Here is a 24957-nt window from a genome sequence, read left to right as displayed (position 1 = left end):
TCTGTTTATTACCTTCCGAGTATGAGGCTCATGGCTTCGGCGCGGGTGGCCGGGTCATGCAGTTGACCGCGCACGGCGCTGGTGACGGTCTTGGCACCGGGCTTGCGGATGCCTCGCATGGACATGCACAGGTGTTCGCATTCGACCACGACGATCGCTCCGCGCGGCTTCAAGTGCGTTACCAGTGCTTCGACGATCTGGGTGGTGAGCCGTTCCTGCACCTGGGGGCGCTTTGCGAACATGTCCACCAGCCTGGCGAGCTTGCTCAGCCCGGTGACCTTTCCGTCATGGGACGGAATGTAGCCAACATGTGCCACACCGTGGAACGGCACCAGGTGGTGCTCGCAGGTGGAGTAGAACGGAATGTCCTTGACGAGGACCAGTTCCTCATGGTCCAGGTCGAAGGTGGTGGACAGGATTTCCGCGGGGTCGTGGTGCAGGCCGGCGAAGACCTCAGCGTAGGCCTTGGCCACCCTTTTGGGGGTGTCCAGAAGGCCCCCGCGGTCCGGGTCTTCCCCGATCGCCAGCAGGATTTCCCTGACCGCCGCCTCGATCCTCGGCCGGTCAACCTTGGTGTGGCCGGCATGGCGCGAGTGGCCCGCAGCCGAGGGATCGGAGGTGGTGGAAACGTCGTCGTCGTCGAAATGATTCACAGCAGAAGCTTAGCCGTGCTGCGGTCCGTCGGTGCTGACGTCCGTAACACCGCCGCCGAAGGTCTCCTGGCCTGCCACGCCCTGCGGGTGCGGCGGCCGGGCGTCCAGCGGTTCCTCCAGGCGGGCTTCCTTGGCTTCCTCCTGGGCCTCACGTTCGGCCCGCTCGTGCCGGGACTCCACGGGACCGGCCGCCTGTACCGGCCGGGTTTCCTTGGAGAGCCACACTTCACGGAAGTCACGCTTGCGGATGTCCCGGAAGACGTACGCAATTTCGGCCTGGTTGAGGGTTTCCCGCTCAAGGAGTTCCAAGGCCAAGGAATCCAGGATGTCGCGGTTCTCGGTGAGGATCGCGTAGGCCTCGTCGTGCGCCTGGTCGATCAGGCGGCGCACTTCCTCGTCCACGATGTAGGCGATCTGGTCCGAGTAGTTGCGCTCGTGGCCGGCGTCGCGGCCCAGGAACGGCTCACCGCCGCCCTGGCCCAGGCGCACTGCACCGACGCGTTCGCTCATGCCGAACTCCGTGACCATCTTGCGGGCCGTTGACGTGGCCTTTTCGATGTCGTTGGAGGCGCCGGTGGACGGATCGTGGAAGACGATTTCCTCGGCCACGCGGCCGCCCATGGCGTAAGCCATCTGGTCCAGCAGTTCGTTGCGGGTGACGGAGTACTTGTCGTTCTCCGGAACCACCATGGTGTAGCCCAGGGCGCGGCCGCGGGGCAGGATGGTGATCTTGGTGACGGGGGCGGAATTCCGCAGTGCGGCAGCCACCAGGGCGTGTCCGCCTTCGTGGTAGGCCGTGATCTTGCGCTCGTGTTCCTTCATGACGCGGCTGCGCTTCTGCGGGCCGGCCATGACGCGGTCAATGGCCTCATCGAGCGCGCGGTCGTCAATCAGGTTGGCGTTGGAGCGGGCCGTCAGCAGGGCAGCCTCGTTGAGGACGTTCGCGAGGTCTGCACCCGTGTAGCCGGGGGTCTTCTTGGCAACGGCCTTGAGGTCGACGCCGGGCGCCATCGGCTTGCCCTTCGCGTGGACCTGCAGGATCTGGTCGCGGCCCACGAGGTCCGGGGCTTCAACGGTGATCTGGCGGTCGAAGCGGCCCGGGCGCAGCAGTGCCGGGTCCAGGACGTCGGGGCGGTTGGTGGCGGCGATCAGGATGACGTTGGTCTTGACGTCGAAGCCGTCCATTTCAACCAGCAGCTGGTTGAGGGTCTGCTCGCGTTCGTCGTTGCCGCCGCCGATTCCGGCGCCGCGGTGACGGCCGACGGCGTCGATCTCGTCAACGAAGATGATCGCCGGCGAACTGGCCTTGGCCTGCTCGAAGAGGTCGCGGACACGGGACGCACCCACGCCGACGAACATTTCGACGAAGTCCGAACCCGAGATGGAGAAGAACGGCACGCCGGCTTCACCGGCGACGGCGCGGGCCAGCAGGGTCTTACCGGTACCCGGAGGGCCGTAGAGCAGCACGCCCTTGGGGATCTTGGCGCCCACGGCCTGAAACTTGGCCGGTTCCTGGAGGAATTCCTTGATTTCCTGGAGTTCCTCTACAGCCTCATCGGCGCCGGCGACGTCGCTGAAGGTCACCTGGGGCATGTCCTTGTTAACCAGCTTGGCCTTGGACTTGCCGAACTGCATGATCTTGGATCCGCCGCCCTGCATGCGGGACAGCAGGAACCAGAACAGGACACCCAGCAGCAGTACGGGAATCAGGAGGGAGAACAGCCCGGAGAACCAGTTGTTTTCGATGGGCTGGTCGGTGTATCCGTTTGAGGGGTTGGCATCGGTGACGGCCTTGACAACGTCCGCGGCGCGGGCGTTGACGAAGAAGAACTGGACGTTCTTGCCCTTGTCCTGCCCGTCGATGACCAGGTTGTCCTTGAGGACAAGGTCCACGCGGTTCTCCGCGTCGAAGATCTTGGCCTGTTCCACCTTGCCCTTGTCCGCAAGGAGCTCGAGGCCCGGTTTGGTGTCGATCCGGGTGGCCCCGCCGGGGGCGAGCGTGGCAAAGGCCAGCAGGAGCATTCCGACCACAACAACGATCCAGATGCCCGGGCCCTTGAAGAAACTCTTAGCTTTCATCTGATCGGGGGCTGGCCCCGTCCCTCCTGGTAGTGCTGCACGGCGACTGGTCTGCGCGCGTGTGGTGCTGCGTCAGCTACTAGCTATACACCGTTCGGAGTGAATCACGCACGGTGCGAGGCAAAAGTTCCCTCTAGGCGTAGCGGTACAGGGCCGCGGCCCCGCGGGGGTCCGGCCGGCCGGGAGGGATCCCGGGGAATGCGCCTATTCGTAGACGTGGGGCGCCAGTGTGCCCACGAAGTCAAGGTTGCGGTACTTCTCGGCGTAGTCCAGGCCGTAGCCCACCACGAATTCGTTCGGGATGTCGTAGCCGACGTACTTGACGTCGATCTGGACCTTGGCAGCCGTGGGCTTGCGGAAGGCGGTGCAGATTTCCACGGACGCGGTGCCGCGGGATTCCAGGTTCGTCTTGAGCCACGAAAGCGTCAGGCCGGAGTCGATGATGTCCTCGACAATCAGCACATCCTTGCCCATGAGGTCGGTGTCGAGGTCCTTGAGGATGCGGACAACACCGGAGGACTGGGTCCCGGAACCGTAGGAGGAAACTGCCATCCAGTCCATGGAAACGTGGCTGTGAAGCGCCCGCGCCAGGTCTGCCATGACCATGACCGCGCCCTTCAAAACGCCGACGATGAGGAGCTCCCGGCCCTCGTAGTCCTTGTCGATCTGTGCAGCGAGCTCGGTAATCCGCTGCTGGATCTGATCCTTGGTGTAGAGAACGTGCTTGAGGTCTGCCTGGACGTCGTTTGAATCCACCAATGGCTCCTGTGTAGATGCGGGTGCGACTATTTTTGGGGCGGCTTTTGAGGCCGGAATACTAGCTTCCCACAGCGGGCGGCCTCACGGGGACCGCCGTTGTCGTCCTCCCCCGCCCGTTCCGGCGGATTCCGTCCTTCGCCGGCGAGGATTTGCGCCAGCGACAGCCGGTAGGCGCTCACTCCGCCGGGAAGTTCCACCGGGCCGGCGGAACCCTGCCGGCGCAGGAGCGCCTCCGCGGCCAGCAGCCGCTGATAGCTCGGCTGCTGGCCTCCGACGGCGGCGGCTGCCTTGGCGATCACTCGGAACCGGATGGCAGGGGCCAGCTCACCGAGCGCGGCTTCGGGCAGGCGGATTTCGACGCCGGAATGCTCCGCCAGCTGCTCGTACGTGCTGTTCGCCACGTCGTCGAGGTAGTCGGCGTCCAGCTGCAGGATGGCGGCCGTCCTGGCGAGGGACTCCGCGACCCCGGGGCCGAGTTTTTCCTCCAGCATGGGAAGGACCTCCACCCGTGTGCGGGACCGGGCAAAGGAGGGGTCGGCGTTACTGGGGTCATGCCACGGGTCCAGTCCCTCGACGGCGCAGATCTCCAGGGTGTCGGCACGGCGGAGGCCCAGGAACGGCCGGAGCAGGAGTCCGCGGACCGGCCGCATTCCCGCCAGCGAACGCGTTCCGGAGCCCCGGGCCAGGCCGAGCAATACCTGTTCCGCCTGGTCGTCCAGCGTGTGGCCGAGGAGGATCACGCCGGCACCGGCCTGGGCGGCAGCGTGCTCCAGGGCCGCGTGCCTGGCGTCCCGTGCCGCGGCTTCGGGGCCGATCCCGGTGGATGCGACGTCCACGCGCCGCACTTCCACGGGGGAAAGGGCCAGGTCCCGGAGGACGTCGGCGGTGTGGGCGGCGACGCCGGCGGAGCCGGGCTGCAGCTGATGGTCGACGACGACGGCACCCACCGACACGGGGTGGCCGTCAACGTGGCCGCGGCGGCCGAAGTAGGACGCGACGGCCGCGAGGGCCAGCGAATCCGGGCCGCCGCTGCAGGCGACGAGCACCCGTTCGGGGTAGCCGGCGTCGGCCAGGGCGTTCTGCAGCATTTTGCGCGCCTTGCCGACGACGGGCGACAGCCGGCCGGGCCGCCGTCGTCCGCCGGGAGGGTGGGACAACTAGTGCCCCATCCGCTCGAGCCAGAGCTTGGCGTCATGGATTTCCGGTTCCGTGGGCAGGTTCGCAGCGGATTCCCAGACCCGGTTGAAGCCTTCCATGCCGGCCACGTCCACCACGGCGCGGACGAACTTGGCGCCGTCCGTGTACTGGCGCATCTTGGCATCGAGGCCCAGCAGGCTGCGGATGAACTTCTCCACGACGCCCCGGTCCTTGCCGCGGGCGTTGAAGCGCTGCCGGATGGTCTTGACGGACGGAACGATGCTGGCGTCGACGGCGTCCATGACCACGTTGGCGTGGCCCTCCAGCAGGCTCATCACGGCGGTCAGGTGCGACAGGGAGGCCTTCTCCTCCGGGTCCTGCAGCAGGTCCAGGATGGCGCCGCGTCCCGGGGCGGTTCCGGCGGCTGTGCGGTCCTTGAGTGACCGGGCCGCTGCAGACGCGCGCTCGAGGAGGGTGTCGACGTTGCCCAGCAGGTGTTCGCTGAGGGTGTCGATTTCGCTCAGCATGTGGTGGCGCAGCCAGGGTGCGGCCGCAAACTGCACGCGGTGCGTCTGCTCGTGCAGGCAGACCCACAGCCGGAAGTCCTCGGGGGTGACGTTGAGTTCGCGCTCCACCTGGACGATGTTCGGCGCGACCAGCAGGAGGCGTCCGGCTGCCGGGGCGGTGGAGTCTTCGGCGAGCGCCGAGAAGGGATCGTACTGTCCCAGGACCTTGCTGGACAGGAAGGCAAGCACAGCACCCAACTGGCTTCCCGTGATGGCGCCGCTGACGGACGCGGCACCCGGGCTCATGGCTCCGTGGCGGCCCTCCAGCATTTTTTCCATGGCAGGCTTCAGCATGACGGCGAAGCTTTGCGTGTTGGCCTTGGCCCAGGAGGCGCGGTCCACCACCAGCACAGAGGAATCACGGAGATCCCGCGCGGCCTCGAGCCCGGTGATGTCATGGACGTGCGGCACGGAAATATCCGCCATGAGGCGCAGGTTCTCCACGGCCGCCCCGATTTCGGCGGATCCCAGCGACGGGCCCGCCGGAGCCAGGCGCGCGGCTGTTGACGCTGCGAGCTCCCAGTTGATCAATGCCTGGGCCTGTACTGATGAATCGCCTGCAGTTGACTCCATAGCGTCCATCAGATCACAGCACCCCGCGGTTGCGCGTTAAGTTCGCTGACCGGCGAACGGTTCAATGAGCCTGGGTCAGTGCAACAACTGGAGGTCCGTCCTGTCCGCCGTTGTCATGGCGGCACTGCTGAGCACGATCCCGCCGGCTAGCGGCAGCCGCAGGAGGCCAGTGCTGACGCCGTGAGGTCCAGCGCCGTCCTGTTCCCCGCCGCGCCGGGCTCCAGCCCGTTCCCTATAATGGAGAACACCAGGAGGCGGCCGTCGGCGTCCACAACGTAGCCGCTGAGGGCAATCACGGAGTTCAGGGTTCCGGTCTTGGCCCGAACCAGCCCCGCACCGCCTTCAGTGGATGCGTCGGTGTACCTGCTGCCCAGCGTTCCGGTAAGGCCTGCCACGGGAAAGCCTCCGATGGCAGCCCGGAGGCTGGGTTCGGCACCGGACGTGATGGCCCGGACGACCTCCGAGAGCTGGCCGGCCGACACCTGGTTGCCCAGCGACAGGCCGGAGACGTCCGCCATGAGGAGTCCGTCGGTGGGGATTCCCAGGTCCTGCACCTGTTTGTACACGGCGGCAGTGGCGCCGTCATTGCTGCCGGGTTGTCCCATGGCGACGGCGGTCATCCGGCCCGCCACCTCGGCCAGATAATTGTCCGAGGTCTGCAGCATCAGGTCCACCTGCTGGCGGAGCGTGGCGGACTGGACTTCGGCCAGCACTTTGCCGGATTCCGGGGCTTTGGCACGCTCGACGCCGGGCGTGACGGACAACCCGGCAGCGGCGCCTGCAGCGGTGAGCTGGGCGGAGAACGCCTCCGCGGCGCCCATGGCTGCGTCCTGCGGGCGCGGTCCGGTGGTGACGGCGGGGTCGTACCGCGCCGAGTTGAGGGCCAGCGGGAACAGTGGCGCGGTCTCGCCTGCGGCCACGTCCTCCGGGCTCCACGTCGGATTCAGCGCGGGACCGGTGAATAAGGAGTCGTCCAGCCGAACCTGCACCGGACCCTTGATGCTGCTTTCCTGAAGGGACGCGATGGTGAGCCGGGCCAGCGTGGACAGTCCGGCGTGGCCCATCACGGCGTCCGGGGATGACTCTCCCGCACCCAGCAGGACATCCCCGCCGCCGGTCAGGACCACCGACCCCTCGTCGGCGCCCGCTACCACCCTGGTGCTGAAGCGCTGATCCGGTCCGATGGCGCGGAGAGCGGCGGCGGCCGTCAGGAGCTTCATGTTGGAGGCGGGCACCCTGCCGTCCGAGCCGTTCCGGTTGTACAGCACCTGGCCGGTGGCGGCGTCCTGCACTACGCCGGTAAATGACCCGGCGCCGTCGGTCTTTAGCGTGGCATTGAGCCGGGCGGCGAGCGTGTCCGGCCACGGGACCGGGGCCGAGTCCTTAAGGGGTGAGATGCCCTGCGGGAGGGAAAGGTCCCGCGGGACCTGCTGCCAGGCCGGAACCGCGGGCGCAGCGCCTTCCGGGCTGGCGCCCCGGCCGGTAAAGGCGGGTGCGACGAGCATGGCAGCCGGGACGGCGAGCGCCACAATAAGGATGGCCAGCAGCACCATCGGCAGTTGCCGCCCGATGCTCGCAAACCAGGGATGCCTGGCCGCGCGGCTCATCATGCGTTTCATGCTGCTGTTGGTCCTTATAGTCCTGAAATGTCCCCACTAGTTCATGAAACCTGGGCCTATCGCTATATCCTCAATAGTAGTCGGCGGCACCGACACTCCTTTTTCCGGTCTTTCTGTGTGCCGCGAACACCCCTGAAGTCGAGGAGCATTCCATGAAGCATGACGTGACCATCGAGATCCCCAAGGGATCACGCGTCAAGTACGAAGTCGATCACGAGACCGGCCGCGTCCGCCTGGACCGTGTCCTGTTCACCTCCATGCAGTACCCCACCCACTACGGTTTCTTCGAGAACACCCTCGGCGAAGACGGCGACCCGCTGGACGCACTGGTGCTCCTGCAGGACTTCGATCTGCACCCGGGCGTCATCGTTGAAGCACGACCCATCGGCGTGTTCAACATGACGGACGACGGCGGCGGGGACGCCAAGGTTCTCTGCGTGCCCGTCGACGCCCGCTTCGACCACATCAAAGAGGTCAGCGACGTCAGCGAATACCTGATCAAGGAAATCGAGCACTTCTTCACCCGTTACAAGGACCTGGAGCCGGGCAAGTGGGTCAAGGCCGAAGGCTGGGGCGACCGCGCCGCTGCCGAAGCCGAACTGGAAGCATCCATCAAGCGCTACGTTCCGGCAGCTCACTAGCAATTCCACCGCCTCGCGTACTAGCGCGAACGGACACTTGAGGCCCTGTAATCTGCGGATTCCGGGGCCTCAAGTGTCCGTTCGCGCTGTTGACGGTTGGCGGGAACCCGACGCCCGCCGTCGTCGTTTTCAGGGGTGTGTCAGGAATCCGTGAAATCGTTGCGTCATGAACGCCGCCCCTGCCTTTAGTCCTCCGCGCTTCAGCCCTCCGTGCGGGCCGGTCGCCGGCTGGCGGGACGGCGACGTTGTGCGCGCCACGGGGATCCCCTACGCCACAGCTGGCCGTTTCCAGCCGCCGGCAAGTGCACCCGACTGGACCGAAGTTCGCTCAGCCACCTCGCTCTCGCCCGCATGCCCGCAGGGTCCGGTGCCGTTCCTGGACGACATCCTGGGGACCCGCTACGGCGAGCTTCCCGGCAGCGAGGACTGCCAGCGGCTCTCCATCACCCTTCCGGCAGACCTCGCCGACGGCGAACGCGTCCCGGTCATGGTGTGGCTCCATGGCGGGTCCTACACGTCCGGCTCCGGAGACCTGGCCATCTTCGACCCGAAGGCGCTGGTTGCCGAGAACCGGATCATCGTTGTGTCCGTGACGTACCGCCTGGGCCTGTTCGGATATCTGGCAACCGGAACGGGCCGGCCCGCCAACCTTGGCCTGCTGGACCAGCTCGAGGCGTTCCGCTGGGTGCAGCGGAACATCAGCGCCTTCGGCGGAGATCCGGAACGCGTCACGGCGTTCGGCCAGTCAGCAGGCGGGGACGCCGTCGCCCACCTGATGGCGACGCCGGAGGCGCCGTCGCTGTTCCAGCGGGCCATCATCCAGAGCGCGCCCCTTGGCATCACCAGGGGCCGGGAGAAAATGAGCGCTGCCATGGGCGCCGCAGCCGAACATGTCACGGAGGACACCCCTGCAATGGACGTGGTTGCCGTTGAAGAGCGTGTTGCGCAGGTGGCCCGGAAGTTCGGGCTGAAGGCGGCAATGCCCTTCGGCACACAGTACGGACACGCGCCCCTGCCTCCGGAACATGAGATTGAAGCCGCGTGGAACCAGGCCGCCCCCGCCATCGAGGTCCTGATCGGCCATACCGCGGACGAGGCGCGCATGTTCCTGCCGGGCAACCCCGTCGCCAGCCGTCTTGCCAGGGTTCCGGTGGTCGGGACCGCCGTCGTCAACGCCATGAGTCGGGCCGTGACCGAAGCCGTGTACGGCCGGTCCGCCCGGAAGTTCGCCCGGCGGCACGCCCGGGCGGGTGGAAAAGCCTACAGCTACGTGCTGACCTGGGCCGCGCCCGGCAACTTCTTCGGCGCCGCCCACACTGTTGACCTGCCGCTGCTGTTCGGCGACCAGCAGACCTGGGCAGCGGCAGGTCTTGTCGCCGGCGCCACCTGGGACGAGATCAATGCCCAGGGCCGGGCCGTCCGCGCCGTCTGGGCCCGGTTCGCCTCCGGGGAAGGCCTCGGCGACCGGGGAGAGCTTCCCGGCGCACTCCGCTACCGCTCGGTCTGACCGTGAAGACCCTGGGCGTGGACCTCGCGGCGGCCACCAGGAAAACCGCGGCGGCGGTGATCGAGTGGGCGGACGGAGGCGCACGGCTGGTCCACCTCTCCCTGAACGTCACTGACGAGGAGATCGTGGAGCAGTTCGGCGGCACCGACATGACGGGCATCGACTGCCCCGTGGGCTGGCCGGACGCCTTCCTGCCTTTCCTTGCCGGGCACCTGAACTTCGACGCCCGCCCGGTGCTGGACCACGACGGCATCGAGGGCCGCCGGTTACTGGCCTACCGGGACACCGACCGGTTCGTCACCCGCGCCACAGGCCTGATCCCGCTCAGCGTCTCCGCGGACCGGCTGGCCCACCCTGCCATGCGCTGCGCGGTCATCCAGGCCAAGATCGCCCGGGACCGCGGACCGCAGGCCAGGGACGGCTCCGGCCGGCTGGCGGAGGTCTACCCGGCGGCTTCGCTGAAACTCTGGGGAATCCACGCCCGCGGCTACAAAGGGCGAGGAACCCCGGAGGCGGAGCGGCTGGCCCTCATCGTGGACAGCCTGGTCCAAGCCGCCCCCTGGCTGGACCTGGCCGGATACCGTGATGCCCTCCTGGCTTCTGACGACATGTTCGACGCCGTCATCGCCTCCCTCACCGCCCGAGCGGCCGGCCTGGGCCAGACTCTCGCGCCGCCGGAGGACCACGCCGCGGCGGCCCTCACGGAAGGCTGGATCCACGTGCCGTCCGGCCCTCTCGCAGCCCTCACCGGGTAACGGGATTACCCGCCGAGCGACCAGTCACTGATCTCGGCCTGGTCTTCGCCGTGGCTGCGCGTGTGGTTGTGCGCACGGATGCGGCTGTCCTGCAACGACTGGCGCAGCAGGGAGTGCCGCTCGGCCAGGCCGGGAACCCGGTCGATGGCATCTATGGCCAGCTGGAAGCGGTCGATGCCGTTGAGCATGGCCATGTCGAACGCCGTGGTGGTGGTCCCTTCTTCCTTGTATCCCCGGACGTGCAGGCCTTCCTGGTTGGTCCGCCGGTACGCCAGCCGGTGGATCAGGGACGGGTAGCCGTGGTAGGCGAAGATGACGGGCTTGTCCGCAGTGAAGATGCCGTCAAAGTCCCGCGAGGTCAGGCCGTGCGGGTGTTCGCTGGCGTCCTGGAGGCGCATCAGGTCCACCACGTTGACCACGCGGATCTTCAGTCCGGGCGCACCCTTCTTGAGCAGTTCGGCGGCTGCGACGGTTTCCACGGTGGGAACATCGCCGGCGCAGGCAAGCACCACGTCCGGTTCCTCTCCAGGCACCTCGGATCCGGCGAATTCCCAGATGCCCAGGCCCCGCTGGCAGTGGTGTGCGGCGTCGGCCGGCCCCAGCCAGGTGGGTGAGGGCTGCTTGCCGCTGACCACGATATTGACGTAGTCCCTGGACCCGAGGCAGTGCTCCATGACGGAAAGCAGCGTGTTGGCGTCCGGCGGCAGGTAGACGCGGATGACCTCGGCCTTCTTGTTCACTGCGTGGTCGATGAAGCCGGGGTCCTGGTGCGAGAAGCCGTTGTGGTCCTGCTGCCAGACGTGCGATGAAAGCACGTAGTTCAACGACGCGACCGGCTGGCGCCAGGCGAGCTCACGGTGGACCTTGAGCCACTTGGCGTGCTGGTTGAACATGGAATCGACAATGTGGATGAAGGCCTCATAGCAGCTGAACACACCGTGCCGGCCGGTCAGGAGGTAGCCTTCCAGCCAGCCCTGGCACAGGTGCTCACTGAGCACCTCCATCACGCGGCCGGCGCGCGCAAGGTGCTCGTCGACGTCGTCGATCCGGTACTGCCACACTTTGTCCGTGACGTCGTAGACGTCCTGCAGGCGGTTGGAAGCAGTCTCGTCGGGGCCGAAAAGCCGGAAAGTCTCCGGGTTTTGGGCAATGAGGTCCCGCATCCAGCCGCCGAGAGTGATCATGGCGCTGACCCGCTCAACTCCCGGCCGGGGCACCTCGACGGCGTGCTTGCGGTAGTCAGGCAGTTTGAGGTCGCGCAGCAGGATGCCGCCGTTGGCATACGGCGTGGCACTCATTCGCAGCTCCCCCTTGGGAGCGTTTTCAGCGACGTCGGGCCGGAGACGGCCGTCGCCGTCGAAGAGCTCTTCGGGCCGGTAGGACTGGAGCCAGGCTTCCAGCTGGGCCAGGTGCTCCGGGTTGGTGCGGACCTCGGACAGCGGCACCTGATGGCTCCGCCACGTGCCTTCCACCTGCTTGCCGTCCACCTTTTTGGGGCCGGTCCAGCCTTTGGGTGAACGAAGCACAATCATCGGCCACTGGGCGGCGCCTGCGTCGTTTGCAGACGGGACCCCGGCGGCGCGGCGCTCCGCCTGGATGGCGCGGATTTCGGCAAGGCAGGTGTCAACGGCTGCGGCGAAGTCGCTGTGGGCCCCCTCGACATCGTCCGGGTCCGTCACGGTGACGAAGTGTGGTGTGTGGCCGTAGCCGCGGAGCAGTTGTTCGAGCTGGGCTTCCGGCATCCGGGCCAGGACGGTGGGGTTGGCGATCTTGTAGCCGTTCAGGTGCAGGATGGGCAGCACGGCGCCGTCAGCCACGGGGTCCAGGAAGTTGTGCGAGTGCCAGCTGGCCGCGAGCGGCCCGGTTTCGGCCTCGCCGTCACCGATCACGACGGCGGTAATCAGGTTGGGATTGTCGAAGACGGACCCGTAAGCGTGTGCCAGCGAGTATCCGAGTTCGCCGCCCTCGCTGATGGATCCCGGCGTTTCGGGCGCGGCGTGGCTGGGGATGCCGCCCGGGTAGGAAAACTGGCGGAAGAGTTCTGCGAGCCCCGGTTCGTCGTTTCCCACGTTGCTGTAGATCTCCGAGTAGGTGCCCTCCAGCCAGGCGTTGGCCACCACCGCGGGACCGCCGTGGCCGGGCCCGGCGATGAACAGCATCTCCTGCCGGTCCCGCCGGATGACCCGGTTGAGGTGGGCGTAGACGAAGTTGAGTCCGGGCGTGGTGCCCCAGTGGCCCAGGAGCCTGGATTTGGTGTCCTCAGCGTGGAGGGGTTCCCGCAGCAGCGGGTTGGAGCGAAGGTAGATCTGACCCACAGACAGGTAGTTGGCCGCCCGCCACCAGCGGTCCACGAGAGCCAATTCGCTGCTGTCGCCTGCGAAAGTCTTGGCATCACTTGGTGTGGTGTCACTGACTATGTCCCCACCGGGCGCGTTGGCCATGGCGGTCCTCCGTTTCCGTCAATGCCGCCGTCGGCAGCGTCCTCCCCCATCGCAACATCTTCACGGCACGGGCACAACCTACGGGCAGTGCTGAACTCCTCGGTCCAGAATATTGCCTTGGGCTCGCTGTCGCTGGCATTGCTATACAGCGACTGGCTGTTTTTTCAGCCCTGGCGGCCGTGTGACTCCTGGTCCTCTTCGGCTACGGCATGATCGGCGGTGCGGTTGGCAGCCTGGGTGACGCGGCAGCCGGGATGCGTTCTGTCAGGATCGCGGACGGCACGACGTCGGGCGCCTGGCTCGGCGGATGGCGCGCCGTCGGGCGCCTGGCTCGGCGGATGGCGCGCCGTCGGGCGCCTGGCTCGGCGGATGGCGCGCCGTCGGGCGCCTGGCTCGGCGGATGGCGCGCCGTCGGCTGGTCGTTCGCGCCCGCCTACATGCTGATGGCGTTCGCCTCCGCACTCGGAGGCGGCAGCGGGGACACCTTTGACGCGAAGTTCACGGCCGTGGACGTCCGCGCAGTGGTAGGCCCGGAAGGACGGCCACCGGGTATTCTGTGATCCACCATGTTCACGCTGACCATCAACCAAACGGACAGCCGGCGCGACGGCGACCGGGTGCCGCAGTTGCTCAAGGACCTGCGGCACATCCCGGCGCGCCTTGACTTCGACCGGTCAGTTGAGGACGAGGTCCAGGGCATCGTCGAGTTTCCGCACCAGGCGGTGGAGGCAGCCCTGATCGCCCTTCGCTGCGGCAGTTGGTTCGTGGGAATCGGCGTGGGTCCCGTGAACGAACCGCTGCCCAACCAGATCAAGGACGCTACCGGGCACGGCCTGGTCTACGCCCGCCGCGCCGTGGACCGCATGCGGAACGGCAAGGACCGCGTCCCCGTTGCTGTTGACGGCCCGTTCGCCGATCTCGCCGCGGAGGCTGAGGCCGTCCTGAAGCTCCTCGGCCACATTGTGCACGAGCGCAGCGCGGCAGAGTGGCGTGTCCTGGACCTGCTGACGCCCGGTGTGCGGGGCCAGCAGAAGGCTGTGGCCCAGGAGCTTGGCATCACCACCCAGGCCGTCAGCAAGGCCGTGGCCAGGGCCCAGTGGAACGAGGAACACGCGGCCCGCCCGGCAGCGGCCCGGCTGCTCCAACTGATCCTCGAGGTCCGCTGAGCCGGTTCCGTCCGCGCCGTGCCATTTATGCCATGCTGTGAAATTTATGGTGCGGTGAACTCCGCCCACACGGCGTCAAGGTCAACCAAGGTGCCGTCCGCGAACTCGAAACGCCGTCCCCCGTCGGTCAGGCGGGCACCGTCCAGGGCCTGGTCCGAACCTTTTCCACCAAGCCCGACGACGGCGGCGTAGTCGCCGTCCGCCACCGGCCCCGACGTACCAACCCACGGAATGGCCAGGCACTCCCCCATCGGATGCGGAGCCTCACGGTGCCAGGTTCCGGCGTCCTCCAGCGGGGAACCCCACCCCGTGAGGGGACGAAGCCCGAAGGTCACGGAGGCCGCGGCATCCACCGGCCAGCCGCCGATCCGGAGCGTGGCGTCTGCGTCGGCGGCCGTGCCGCGGACGCGGACCAGCCGCAGCTCCACCGCTCCCCGTGTCAGCGACACCACGGTGACCTCCGGTCCCCGGGTGGCAGTGCCGGCGGCGCCGCTGCCGTGGTCAGGCCCGCCGTCGGGATCAACCGCAATCCAGTTGACGACGGCGCGGGATGCCCCGGCGAGGACTCCGCCGAGGTCCCTCTGGCCGAGGTGTTCGAAGCCTGTGCGGTGCGTGAGGCGGCCCTCGCTGTCCACCAGCACAACGGCGTTGTCCAGGGATTCCGGTTCAAGGTCCGGGAAGGTATGGGTGGAGTATCCGAGGCGAGCGTAAAGCGGTGAGTCCGCCGCCTCGATACCGGGATTGGCGTGGTCAGTTCCGTGGTTCCGGATGCGCACTACGCCGTCCGCGGCCGTTCCGTCCACCTGCCATCCCGGGGCGGTGATGAGCCGCTGGATATCGCCGGCTTCGACGGGGAGAGGCTCCTCGACCGCGGTCCACACCCGGTGGTCCGCAGGCAGGGCCAGCCCGAGGAAGCCCTTGGCGGCCCAGTAAGGTGAGCCGGCGCCCGAATAGGACTGCCTCATGCCGGGAAATTCGCCGTGCCAGCCGATGGAGAGCAGGCCGTCCCCGTTAATCGCCCCGCGGCGGGCGAAATAGTCCAGCATCCCGGAAGCGGCCCGCCGGCTCATCCCGGGCGCCAGCCGGGTGTAACCCGAAAGCTCGCCCGCCCAGAAAGGCGCGGCGGCGGCGAAGCGGTAAATGAGGCTGCGTCCCTGGATCAGCGGCGCACCGTTGCCCCCGACAAGGCATGCGGCGTCGTCGAGGAAGTCAGCGAGCCGCTCTCCATCAAGCTTTTTCCGGGCGCGCACCCGCGGATCATCCGGGGCCATGAGCGCCCAGAGCTGCGGGTAAACCTGGAAAGCCCAGCCGACGTAGTGGTCATAGGCGCGCTCCCCGCCGTCGGCAAACCAGCCGTGGCCGCGATACAGGGAATCATGGATGGCCAGCCCGGCGTCGATGTCCGCCTCCGAATATCGTCCTCCCACGCTGGCCAGGAACGTCTCCACCACAATCTGGAACCACACCCAGTTGATGGGCGGGTATTCCTCTCCGATGACCGTCTCGAACCAGGCGATCAGTTGTTCCTGGACCCGCTGCGGGAGTTTGTCCCACAGCACGTCGCGGGTCAAAGCCAGCCCGACCGCCAGCGAGGCCGCCTCCACCTTGGCCTGACCGAGTTCCCCGGGCGTAGGCCAGCGGTCCGCATTGGCGGGGTTCGTCCCGGCGTCGAGCCCACGGGCGTACCAGTCCGCAATCCAGCCGGTCCCCTCGGGGTCGCCGGCCATCCGGAAGGACGCCAGAAGGAAGGTCCGGGCGAACGCTTCCAGCGAATCGCTGCGCGGGCCGTAGGCGCTGTTGGCACCAGGCAGCCGGAGGTTCGCGTGGTCTTCGCTGCCGTAGCGGTGGGCGGAGCGGAGCAGGAAGTCGGCGTAGGCGCACCAATGCTCGCGGGTCAGGCCGGTGTGCGGCGAAAGCGAGCGGTCCAATGCGGGCAGGGTCAAGGCAGCAGGAGTCGCTGTGAAGGGCATGGGTTCCTTGGGGTCGTGGAGGCTACGCGGTGAGCCACGCAATGGCGCGCAAAAGGAGCTCGCGGTGCTCGGGGGATTCGTAGGAGGCGGCATCGTGGCCCAGGGCGTCGTAGAACGTCCGGCCCGGTCCCCGGTCCAGGGACCACATCACCGGGTGCTCGAGGCCGTCGTGGGTCTGGGTGGCATGGATGTTGATGGCAGGCGCCGTCCGCAGGTAGCTGTAACGCTCATCCATCAGCTCAAAGTCCGTGATGCCTTCACCCAGGTCTCCGGATTCCGTCCGCACGCGAATCGCTGCGGGGCCGTAGTCAGGGTGCATGGACGTGCCGCGGATCCAACGCCCACCCAGCGCTTCCGCCCATTCCGGGAAGTCCAGGAAGCTGGTGGAGCTGGCGTGGCTCACCAGCATGGGCCTGCCGTCCGCCAGCCAGCGCCGCAGGCCGGCCAAAGCTTCCGGCGTTCCGGGCGAGGGCAGGCCATCACGCGGAAGGCCGACGTTCACCACCAACAGGTCAGGAAGGTCCGAAGGGGATGACCCTGTCGGGCCGGCCAGCCCCGCCAAGGCGGCGTCGACGTCGTCGGCTGTCTCGACGCCGAGGCGGGCCTCCCGGAGGAGCTCCGCCAGTGCCGCGGAGGTGTCCGTGAAGGCGTGCCAGGGATCCGCGTACCGCCCCGCGCCGCTCAACACCAGCGCCCGCGGTGCAGCCACAGCCGCTGTCACAGGGAGTCCTGGAGCACACCTGCGGCAGGAACGCGGGGCGCCCCGACCGACGACTCGCGAAGGATCAGCTCCGGGTTCAGCTCAATGCGGTGTACCGGCCTCATCCTCCCCTCCGCCAGGCGCGCGGCCATGAGCTGGACGGCAACCTTTCCCACGTACTGCTTGGGCGGCCGCACGGCGGAGATGGCGGGCTCGGCAAGATAGGCCACTTCGTCGTCGTACCCTACGATCGCCATGTCCCCGGGCACCTGCAGTCCCCTGTCCACGCAGTGCTGCACGAACGCCACCGCCTGGGTGTCCGAATGGACCAGCATGGCCGTGGTCCCCGTCTTCTTGCAGAGCTCAAGGACGTGGTCGAAGTGCGCCGTGCGGTCGCCGTTCACCAGCTGGGCCGAATCCTCGTGGATGGAGCATTCCAGCGGGATCTTCAGGGCTTTCAGGGCCTGCCGCCACCCCCGCACCACGTGCGGGCTGGTGGGACTGGAGGAATCGGTAAGGCAGCCGATCTGCCGGTGGCCCTCCTGCCACAGGTGCCGGACCGCCATGCCGGCGCCGAACGCGTGGTCAGTGGCAACCCACTCGAGGCGGTGGGCCGGAATGTCACCGGGCGAACGGCGCTCTGCCAGCACCACCGGAATGCGCAGCGCGTTCAGCCAGCGAAGCAGCTCCTGGCCGCGTTCGCCGGTCATGTCCGGGGCCACAATCAGCCCGTCGATGTTCTGGGTGTCAAGTAGGGCCTGCACCTGCCGGCGGTTGTCGGCGGCGTCGTAGGCGGAACCGCGGACCAGGATCCTCAGGTTCTGCTCCTCGGCTTCCGCGCGGGCGCCGCTGATGACCTGCGGCCAGTAGTAGTCCAGGGACGGGACCACCATGCCGATGGAGTAGCTGTGCGACGACGGCCGGCCCGCCGTCGCGGATCGGTCCAGCGGGCTGGGCAGCGTGGCGCCGCCGTGCACGCGGGACACCAGTCCTTCGTCCGCAAGGATGTTCACGTCACGCCGGATGGTCAGTTCGCTGACACCCAGTTTCGCGGCGATGCCACGGACCGTGATGGCCCCGTGGGCCCGGAGTTCCTCCATGAGCCGCTCACGGCGCTGCAGCGAGAACAGGGACTTGCCGCCCGCTTCCGGGCCTGGTTCAGTACTCATTCGTTGACTCCACAGTGAGGGTGAATGCGCCGGAGGCGCGGGTTTCGGCGGGCATGCGGAACCGCAGGCGGGTCAGTTTTTCGCCCCAAACGTCCCCCAGCAGCGGATCGTCTAGGGGCCATTCGTCCACCAGTACGACGGCGGTGGCCGGCTTCCAGCGCAACCGGACGCCCCGGCCTCCACTTCGGGCCGCCATGCCGCCCGCTGGAATGCCGTGCGGCATGACTGTTGCGGTGGCGTCGGTGCCGACGCTAAGGGTTCCGGCCACAAGGTAGGTGATGTCGACGTCGTCCGTTCCTTCCGGCGGACGCCCTCCCGGCGGCGTTCCAGGCAGGTTCCAGCGATCGTCGATGACAACCGTGCCGTGTTTCCGGTTGAGAAGCGAAGTGCGGATCCATTGTTCGGCCTGGCCGAGTCCGTAGGCGGCGCCGAGTCCGAGGGCGAGTGCCGGTTCCTCCGCCGTGGGCTCCTGGAGGACGGTCGCGGCGAACTCCTTCCCGGTCCCCTGCTCCAGCCCAAACGGCGCCGGGACACTATGCCAGGCGCTTTGCATGGCCCGGATTTCGTAGCGGTCGGGTCCGAACGTCCGGGCGGTGTAGGTGGGCTGGCCGGCGTCCACAAGCAACGGCACACCGTCGACGGCCACCACTACCGAGCCGACGTCGCGGTGGTTGTGGTGTTCGCCGTTGTGGCCGCCCTTGGCTGCCAGGGTCAGTCCGGACGCGGTGCCCGGAGTTTGCCGGGCCACCATGATCTGCACGGACGGAAGGTAGGCGAAGGCCGTCAGTGGCGGCTCCGTCGGGTGCTTATCGCCGGCCTCCGGCGCGGGCGCCAGCAGCGAGTGCAGCACCCGGCCGAGTCCCGCCGTCGCATCGGGTTCTGTGCCGGCGAAGGCAGCAGCGTGCTGCGCGGCTTCCGTGTCGCCCAGCCGCACGGCCCAGCAGTGCAGCATGTCCCACGGCAGACCGTCGGCTGCGCGTGCCGGACCGTCGGCGACATTGAGGAACCACCGGTGGCCGAGGTGCATGCGGTGCGGGAATGCGGCCAGCGCACGGATGACCGGGAGGTCGGCGTCGAGCATGCCACCGGTGGCTTGCTCCAAGACGGCGAGCCCTTCCAGCGCCCGGCCCGCGCCGTTCCACCAGTAGGCGAAGCCCTCGTCGATGGCGCCGTCGTCCGGGATGGAGGCGAAGAAGCGGTCAAGGCCCTCGATGCACCGCGCGATGGTGCGGGCCTGCAGATCGGGATCATCCTCCAGGAGCAGCGCGGCGACGATGATGTTCGAGTGGATCCACGGGTTCCAGTTATGGACATCCCCGTCGAGGCCGAGCCAGTGCCAGTCGAGCCGGTCCAGGAAAGGCCGGATCACGCGGTGGTGCGTCTCGTACCGCAGACGCTTCCGCAGTCCGGGTGCCCGCTCATCCAGCCATTCGCCAAGCACCAGGTCCAGCCAGGCCAGCTGCGCCGCAACCTCCCCTGCGCCGAGGTCAACGTAAGGGCGGGAAGGGTCCGGGACAACCTCCCCGGCGTGGCTGTTGACGTCGTCGTGCGCGGCCCAGCTCCAGGAACTCTGCTCGCACAGCAGGTACGCCCCGTCGATCGCCTCATCCAGCCAGTCACGCTCGGCAGAAGTAGCAGCCATCACCACGGCGCGGGTCAACCGCTGCTGCCGGGCCGCCACCAGCCCTTCATAGGCCGTGCGGTTTCCATCGCGGAAATATCGCGCGTACTGGGACACAAGCGGCTGGGGCCAGGGGCTCCCCTTTTCGCCGTGCGCCCTTGCAGCCAACTGCCCCCGCGGGCGGGACGCAGCGATCTGCCACGCGGCGTCGGCCGCGGGACGGACGGTGAGGCGCAGCCTCGAACCATTCAGCGCCTCGATCAGCGCAGCGGCGTCAGCCTTGCTGCCCCATGCGGCGCGTAGCGGGTGCCTGCGGGACCGGGGCGGCGCTTCCACGGCTGCGCTGCCGACGGATGTTGCCATACTAGATTCTTCCCTCGCTTGTTCGAGTCTGATCGTTTGGGATCAAGTTCGATTGGGTTGAATGAATTGTCTTGTTTATGAGTATGTACTGATTATTAGATGTGATGCAACACATAAATCACCGGCCGGGCAGGCCGGCCAAGAACTCGAAGGGAGGATCCCCTCAATGTCGCTCAAGCCCCTGGCACTGCTGGTCATGAATAGCGGAACCTTTGCTGACCAGTTTGACTCCACACGGCTGGACCGGCTGGCAAGACTGGTGGACCTCGGCGGCCAGCCGTGGACGGATTCCCTTGACGCACCTGAACTCGCAGGACGTCTGGAGGACGTTGAAATCCTCCTTACCAGCTGGGGAGTACCGCGCCTTAGCGCAGAGCGGCTGGCGCGCATGCCCAAGCTGCGCGCTGTCTTCCACTGCGCAGGAACGGTCCGGGGCTTCGTCAGCGAAGAACTGTGGGACCGGGGCATCCTGGTGACCAACGGCGCAGATGCCAACGCGATCCCCGTTGCCGAATTCACGTTCGCATCGATCATCCTGGCCGGTAAGAAGGCCCATGTCCTCGCCAACGATGCCCGGGCCTGCCGAGATGACTGGCGCTACGCCACGAAACGGGGCGAGCTCGGAAACATCGGCCGTGTGGTGGGCGTCATCGGCTTCTCACGCATCGGCCGCAGGGTGGTCCAACTGGTCCAGCAACTCCAGGACGTCACCTGCCTGGTCAGCGATCCCTACGCCGATCCCATCGAGGTAGCGGCGGCGGGCGGCAGGCTGGTGGCGCTTGAAGAACTCCTGCCCGTGTCCGACGTCGTCACCATCCACGCGCCGGCGCTGCCGGAAACACGCAACATGATCAGCACCCGGGAGCTTCGCGCCATGAAGGACCACGCGACGCTCATCAACACCGCCCGCGGATCACTCCTTGATACCAAAGCACTCGAAGCCGAGTGCGCCACGGGACGCATCACCGCCCTGCTTGACGTCACCGAACCCGAGCCCCTGCCCGCGGACTCCGTGCTGTACGACCTCCCCAACGTGATCATCACTCCGCACATCGCAGGCTCCCTGGGCACCGAAACACGGAGGATGTCGGATGCAGCGCTGGACGACCTTGAACGGTACCTCGCCGGCAAGGACCTTGTGGCCCAGGTAATGCACGAAGACCTCGGCCTCAGCGCCTAGGCACCCCTCCCCACCTCATGACAGCCGCATGTGCGGCAAACTTTAACCCCTACTAAGGAGAACGCAATGAAGCGCACAACCCTCGCCGGGATCGCACTGGCGGTGACTGCAGGGCTCGGCCTTACCGGCTGCGCCGGTGCCGCCGGCCCCGCGGAACCTCAGGCGGCCGAAGGCAGGACCCGGCTGACGGTTTCGGTCTGGAACTACGAGGGCACTCCGGAGTTCAAGGCACTCTTTGACGGCTACGAAGCGGCCCATCCCGACGTCGACATTGAACCCGTGGACATCCTGGCGGACGACTACCCGCAAAAGGTCACCACCATGCTTGCCGGCGGCGACACCACCGACGTCCTCACCATGAAGAACGTCATCGATTACTCCCGCTACGCCAGCAACGGCCAGCTGCAGGAGATCAACAGCGTGGTGGACAAAGTCGGCAAGGACAACCTTGCAGGCCTGGACGCCTTCGATCTGGACGGCAAGTACTTCGCCGCTCCGTACCGGCAGGACTTCTGGCTGCTGTACTACAACAAGGACCTATTGAAGGCCGCGGGCGTGGAAGAGCCCAAGGACCTCACGTGGGAGAAGTACTCTGAGCTCGCCAAGAAGCTCACCACCACTGCCGACGGCAAGAAGGTCTACGGCACGTACCACCACATCTGGCGTTCGGTGGTCCAGGCGATCGCGGCGGCACAGAACGGTGGCGACCAGATCAGCGGCGACTACGGCTTCTTCGAGCACCAGTACAACACTGCGCTGGACCTCCAGAAGTCCGGTGCCACCTTGGACTTCGGCACCGCGAAGAGCCAGAAGACCAGCTACCGCACCATGTTCGAATCCGGTCAGGCCGCCATGATGCCCATGGGCACCTGGTACATCGCCGGCATCCTCCAGGCCAAGAAGGACGGCAAAACCAACGTCAACTGGGGCTTGGCTCCACTGCCGCAGAAGGACGCCGACGGCAAGGTCACAACGTTCGGTTCCCCCACTGCTTTCGCTGTGAACAAGAACGCAGCGCACTCCGATGAAGCCAAGAAGTTCATCGAGTGGGCAGCCGGCGAGGAAGGCGCGAAGGCCATCTCCAAGATCGGTGTTGTGCCGGCCTTGAAGAACGACGCCGTCACGGCGGAGTACTTCAAGCTGGAAGGCCTGCCCACCGACGAGCTCTCCAAGAAGGCCTTCACGCCGGACCAGACCGCCCTTGAAATGCCGGTGAGCGACAAGTCCGCAGCCACGGACAAGATCCTCAACCAGGAGCACGACCTCATCATGGTCGGCGAGCGCTCCATCACCGATGGCATCGCCGAGATGGGCAAGCGCGTCAAGAGCGAAGTCCTGGGGCAATAGCGCTCCAGTGACACCTCCCGGTTCCGGTGCCACGTCCCAGGACGAGGCACCGGAACCGGACCTGAACTTTCCGGATCCTGAAATGGAGGAACGCCCCGGCCCCCGGGAGCGGTCATCATGACTACAGACACAATCACCCAGGCTCCCGCCCCCGTGCACAGCCGCGGCAACAGGAAGCAGGCCAGGCGCAACACGCTGATCGGCTGGACCTTCATCCTTCCGAACTTCCTCGGCTTCCTGGCCTTCACCCTCATCCCCGTCCTGGCCGCCTTCGCTCTCTCCTTCATGGAATGGACCTCGTTCAGTGCGCCCAAGTGGGTGGGCCTGGCCAACTTCCAGCGGATGTTCGCCAGCGACTCGTTCTGGGTGGCCCTGCGCAACACCGTTGTCTACGCACTCGGCCACGTCCCCCTCACCATGGCCCTCGCCCTGGTCCTGGCGATGCTGCTGAACCGCAAGCTCAGGGGCATCGGCTTCTTCCGCGTGGCCATCTTCTTCCCTTACATCACCTCGCTGGTGGCAGTCGCCGTCGTCTGGAACATGCTGTTCAGTCCGGACAGCGGCCCCATCAACCAGTTCCTGCATGCGATCGGCATCGCCGAGGCCCCCGGCTGGACGTCCAGCTCCGACTGGGCCCTCCCGGCCGTCATCATTACCAGCGTCTGGCGCGACATGGGCTACTACATGGTCCTGTATTTAGCCGGCCTGCAGGCCATCCCCACCGAGCTGTATGAAGCCGCCGAAGTGGACGGCGCCAGCGCCTGGCAACGCTTCTGGAACGTCACCATCCCCTCACTGCGGCCCACCACCTTTTTCGTGGTGGTCATGCTGACCGTCTCCAGCTTCAAGGTGTTCGACCTGATCGTGGTCATGACCAACGGCGGTCCCGGACGTTCCACCACGGTACTGTCCCAGCTGATCTACCAAGAAGGCATCGGCGAAGGGAAGTTCGGCTACTCGTCGGCCATCTCCCTGGTCCTGTTCCTCATCGTCCTGACGGTCACCGTCCTGCAATTCAAGATCCAACAGCGGAGGGAACGCTGATGACCAACATGGCCGAAGACCTCAAAGCCCCTGATCTCACAGGCGGGGTACCGTTGAGGGGCGGGGCAATTAGCCCGGAAGACCGCCGCGCTTCACAGCGCAAGCGCTCCACGCGCGAACAGAAGAAGCGGACCGCCAATGTCATCATCTACGGCGTGCTCGTGGTGCTGGTTATGGCGCTCCTGGTGCCGTTCTTCTGGATGATTTCCTCCTCGCTGAAGGAAAACAACCAGGTCCTCACCGTTCCTATCCAGTGGATCCCCAGCGAGTTCGTGTGGAGCAACTACACGGACATCTGGACCCGCATCCCCATGCTGGGCTACCTGCAGAACTCGCTGTACCTTGCCGTGATCATCACCTGCCTGCAGGTGCTGACGGGGTCGCTGGCGGCCTACGGCTTCTCCAAGGTCCGCTTCCCGGGCCGGGATGTCCTGTTCCTGGCCTACATCGGCACCATCGCCGTGCCGTGGCAGGCCTACATGGTGCCGCAGTACATCATGATGCAGCAGCTGGGACTGACCAACAGCTTCAACGCCCTCATTCTCCTGCAGGCATTCGGCGCCTTCGGGGTGTTCCTGATGCGCCAGTACTACATGACCATCCCGGATGAGCTCTGCGAAGCAGCCCGCATCGACGGCCTCAGCGAGTACGGCATCTGGGCACGCGTGATCCTGCCCCTGTCCAAGCCGGCCCTGGCCAGCCTGGCGCTGCTGACCTTCGTCAACACATGGAACGACTACATGGGCCCGTTCATCTACCTCACCAGCAACCGCCTCTGGACCGTCCAGCTGGGACTGCGCTCCTTCGTGGGCCAGTTCGACGCCGAGTACGCCATGATCATGACCGGATCCGTGATCTCCGTCATCCCGATCCTCATCATCTTCCTGCTTGGCCAGCGCTACTTCATCCAGGGCATCGCAACGAGCGGAATGAAAGGATGACGGCTGTGCGTGAACAGGTTGCGCCGGAGCAGCGACGCCGGTGGGCCGGCCCGGGATTCGAAACCTTCGGGAGCATCTTCGGATTCATTTACACCTTCCTGGCCGGGAACGTCCTGCTGGCCGTGGCCAACGCACCGTTGGTGCTCTGCCTCGCGCTCGTGGCCGATCCTGCGGCCGCCTGGCCGTTCTTCCTGGCCCTCACGGTCACCGTGGCCCCGTCGCTCGCCGGCATCTTCGCCGCCTTGCGCTCATTGAACGACGACGGCGCCGCGGTCAAGCCGGTTGCCGCCTTCCTTCGCGGATACAAGCGCAATTTCCGGCGGGCCGCACCGCTCGGCCTGAGTGCGGTTGCCGTGCTGATGTTCCTCGGCGTGGACCTGGTCATCGTCCAGTCCATGCCGGCAGCAGCCGTGCTGGTACCGCTGATTGTCGTCGCGGCCGCTGTGACGGTGAGCCTGACGGTGACGGCGGTTGCCGGCGTCGTACTTTTGCCCGAGGCAAGGCTGAAAAGCATCCTCAAGGCATCCCTCTACCTGGTCGCGCAGCGCTGGTACCTGAGCGTGGCCATGCTGGTCCTGCTGGGTATCATCGTCTCGGCCGCTGTCCTGCAGCCCGTGCTCGGCATTGCCCTGGCGCCCGCGCCGCTGCTGTTCGTGGTCTGGAGCAACGCCTCGTACGCATTCCACGCCGCGCTGCACTCCCCTTAGCACCGCTGCGCGCAGCACC

At 66.8% G+C, this 24957-nt stretch carries 21 protein-coding genes; 10 read left to right on the top strand and 11 right to left on the bottom strand.

Annotated elements, in window-relative coordinates:
- Positions 1–8: 8 nt before the first annotated feature.
- From folE to dacB, 6 genes are all read right to left on the bottom strand, one after another.
- On the bottom strand, positions 9–653 hold the full coding sequence (gene folE, locus AC1MDG_RS00885; protein WP_479806885.1) for a GTP cyclohydrolase I FolE: 645 nt from the start codon (positions 651–653) through the stop codon (positions 9–11).
- 9 nt (positions 654–662) lie between these two features.
- Positions 663–2732: an ATP-dependent zinc metalloprotease FtsH gene (gene ftsH / locus AC1MDG_RS00880; RefSeq protein ID WP_043476768.1), complete on the bottom strand. Its 2070-nt coding sequence runs from the start codon at positions 2730–2732 to the stop codon at positions 663–665.
- A gap of 204 nt (positions 2733–2936) precedes the next feature.
- The gene (gene hpt / locus AC1MDG_RS00875; protein ID WP_011690021.1) at positions 2937–3488 is read right to left on the bottom strand and encodes a hypoxanthine phosphoribosyltransferase; all 552 of its coding nucleotides are present in this window, start codon (positions 3486–3488) and stop codon (positions 2937–2939) included.
- 29 nt (positions 3489–3517) lie between these two features.
- Positions 3518–4579: a tRNA lysidine(34) synthetase TilS gene (tilS, locus tag AC1MDG_RS00870; protein WP_479806884.1), complete on the bottom strand. Its 1062-nt coding sequence runs from the start codon at positions 4577–4579 to the stop codon at positions 3518–3520.
- A gap of 69 nt (positions 4580–4648) precedes the next feature.
- A complete protein-coding gene (locus AC1MDG_RS00865; RefSeq protein WP_479806883.1) occupies positions 4649–5767 on the bottom strand; it encodes a zinc-dependent metalloprotease in 1119 nt (372 codons plus the stop codon).
- Positions 5768–5913: 146 nt separating this feature from the next.
- Complete coding sequence (gene dacB, locus AC1MDG_RS00860; protein ID WP_479806882.1) at positions 5914–7386, bottom strand: D-alanyl-D-alanine carboxypeptidase/D-alanyl-D-alanine endopeptidase; 1473 nt, start codon at positions 7384–7386, stop codon at positions 5914–5916.
- A 152-nt stretch (positions 7387–7538) separates the two neighbouring features.
- On the opposite strand from dacB, the gene AC1MDG_RS00855 reads away from it, so the two are divergent.
- The 3 genes from AC1MDG_RS00855 (at position 7539) to AC1MDG_RS00845 (ending at position 10289) form a co-directional block, all read left to right on the top strand.
- Positions 7539–8027: an inorganic diphosphatase gene (locus AC1MDG_RS00855; RefSeq protein WP_209741677.1), complete on the top strand. Its 489-nt coding sequence runs from the start codon at positions 7539–7541 to the stop codon at positions 8025–8027.
- 166 nt (positions 8028–8193) lie between these two features.
- Positions 8194–9534: a carboxylesterase family protein gene (locus AC1MDG_RS00850; protein ID WP_479806881.1), complete on the top strand. Its 1341-nt coding sequence runs from the start codon at positions 8194–8196 to the stop codon at positions 9532–9534.
- Positions 9535–9536: 2 nt separating this feature from the next.
- The gene (locus tag AC1MDG_RS00845) at positions 9537–10289 is read left to right on the top strand and encodes a DUF429 domain-containing protein (RefSeq protein WP_479806880.1); all 753 of its coding nucleotides are present in this window, start codon (positions 9537–9539) and stop codon (positions 10287–10289) included.
- Between the two features lie 5 nt (positions 10290–10294).
- Here the strand turns inward: AC1MDG_RS00845 and AC1MDG_RS00840 are convergent, their stop codons facing one another.
- Positions 10295–12730 carry a phosphoketolase family protein gene (locus AC1MDG_RS00840; RefSeq protein WP_479806879.1) on the bottom strand — a complete coding sequence of 812 codons (2436 nt, stop codon included), beginning with the start codon at positions 12728–12730 and terminating at the stop codon, positions 10295–10297.
- Between the two features lie 254 nt (positions 12731–12984).
- On the opposite strand from AC1MDG_RS00840, the gene AC1MDG_RS00835 reads away from it, so the two are divergent.
- Together AC1MDG_RS00835 and AC1MDG_RS00830 are read left to right on the top strand one after the other, a co-directional pair.
- Complete coding sequence (locus AC1MDG_RS00835) at positions 12985–13290, top strand: hypothetical protein (protein WP_479806878.1); 306 nt, start codon at positions 12985–12987, stop codon at positions 13288–13290.
- Positions 13291–13296: 6 nt separating this feature from the next.
- Positions 13297–13896 carry a hypothetical protein gene (locus tag AC1MDG_RS00830; RefSeq protein WP_479806877.1) on the top strand — a complete coding sequence of 200 codons (600 nt, stop codon included), beginning with the start codon at positions 13297–13299 and terminating at the stop codon, positions 13894–13896.
- 44 nt (positions 13897–13940) lie between these two features.
- Here AC1MDG_RS00830 and AC1MDG_RS00825 read toward each other — a convergent pair whose 3' ends face one another.
- Genes AC1MDG_RS00825 through AC1MDG_RS00810 form a run of 4 tightly spaced genes read right to left on the bottom strand, consistent with a single transcriptional unit; the run spans position 13941 to position 19719 of the window.
- Positions 13941–15866, bottom strand: coding sequence for a DUF2264 domain-containing protein (locus AC1MDG_RS00825; protein WP_479806876.1), 1926 nt, complete (start codon positions 15864–15866; stop codon positions 13941–13943).
- 22 nt (positions 15867–15888) lie between these two features.
- The gene (locus tag AC1MDG_RS00820) at positions 15889–16587 is read right to left on the bottom strand and encodes a ThuA domain-containing protein (protein WP_479806875.1); all 699 of its coding nucleotides are present in this window, start codon (positions 16585–16587) and stop codon (positions 15889–15891) included.
- Positions 16584–17735: a LacI family DNA-binding transcriptional regulator gene (locus AC1MDG_RS00815; protein ID WP_479806874.1), complete on the bottom strand. Its 1152-nt coding sequence runs from the start codon at positions 17733–17735 to the stop codon at positions 16584–16586. The genes AC1MDG_RS00820 and AC1MDG_RS00815 overlap by 4 nt, the downstream gene beginning before the upstream one ends.
- Positions 17725–19719, bottom strand: a complete 1995-nt coding sequence (locus AC1MDG_RS00810) for a heparinase (protein ID WP_479806873.1) — start codon at positions 19717–19719, stop codon at positions 17725–17727. Before AC1MDG_RS00810 ends, AC1MDG_RS00815 begins: the two co-directional genes overlap by 11 nt.
- 166 nt (positions 19720–19885) lie before the next feature.
- Between AC1MDG_RS00810 and AC1MDG_RS00805 the strand changes: the two genes are divergently transcribed.
- The 5 genes from AC1MDG_RS00805 to AC1MDG_RS00785 all read left to right on the top strand — a co-directional run bounded on the left by AC1MDG_RS00805 (position 19886) and on the right by AC1MDG_RS00785 (position 24938).
- Positions 19886–20899 (top strand): hydroxyacid dehydrogenase, encoded by a 1014-nt coding sequence (locus AC1MDG_RS00805; RefSeq protein WP_479806872.1) that lies wholly within the window; start codon positions 19886–19888, stop codon positions 20897–20899.
- 66 nt (positions 20900–20965) lie between these two features.
- Positions 20966–22246, top strand: a complete 1281-nt coding sequence (locus AC1MDG_RS00800; protein WP_479806871.1) for an ABC transporter substrate-binding protein — start codon at positions 20966–20968, stop codon at positions 22244–22246.
- Positions 22247–22363: 117 nt separating this feature from the next.
- On the top strand, positions 22364–23290 hold the full coding sequence (locus AC1MDG_RS00795; protein WP_479806870.1) for a carbohydrate ABC transporter permease: 927 nt from the start codon (positions 22364–22366) through the stop codon (positions 23288–23290).
- On the top strand, positions 23290–24231 hold the full coding sequence (locus AC1MDG_RS00790) for a carbohydrate ABC transporter permease (RefSeq protein WP_479806869.1): 942 nt from the start codon (positions 23290–23292) through the stop codon (positions 24229–24231). The genes AC1MDG_RS00795 and AC1MDG_RS00790 overlap by 1 nt, the downstream gene beginning before the upstream one ends.
- Positions 24232–24236: 5 nt before the next feature.
- The gene (locus AC1MDG_RS00785) at positions 24237–24938 is read left to right on the top strand and encodes a DUF624 domain-containing protein (RefSeq protein WP_479806868.1); all 702 of its coding nucleotides are present in this window, start codon (positions 24237–24239) and stop codon (positions 24936–24938) included.
- The last annotated feature ends 19 nt before the right edge of the window (positions 24939–24957 follow it).

The sequence above is a fragment of the Arthrobacter sp. AIWTK1 genome, assembly GCF_056680535.1.
The sequence above is the reverse complement of the archived record's forward strand: the minus strand, read 5'-3'. Positions and strand labels throughout refer to the sequence as shown.